The 240-nt window shown below is 50.0% G+C and carries 1 rRNA gene; it reads left to right on the top strand.

Annotated features, from left to right (window positions below):
• Positions 1-54 precede the first annotated feature (54 nt).
• Positions 55-240 (top strand): 16S ribosomal RNA (locus DM807_RS28225); the annotation flags it as partial.

Here is a 240-nt window from a genome sequence, read left to right as displayed (position 1 = left end):
TCATTTGAGATTGCTGAGCCAAGTTTAGGGTTTCTTAAAAACCCAAGCAGTATTGAACTGAAGAGTTTGATCATGGCTCAGATTGAACGCTGGCGGCAGGCCTAACACATGCAAGTCGAGCGGATGAGAAGAGCTTGCTCTTCGATTCAGCGGCGGACGGGTGAGTAATGCCTAGGAATCTGCCTGGTAGTGGGGGACAACGTTTCGAAAGGAACGCTAATACCGCATACGTCCTACGGG

Source organism: Pseudomonas hunanensis, assembly GCF_013393325.1.
Classification (GTDB): Bacteria; Pseudomonadota; Gammaproteobacteria; order Pseudomonadales; family Pseudomonadaceae; genus Aquipseudomonas; species Aquipseudomonas putida_P.
Note: the sequence above shows the minus strand (reverse complement) of the source record. Positions and strands in the feature narration are given on the sequence as shown.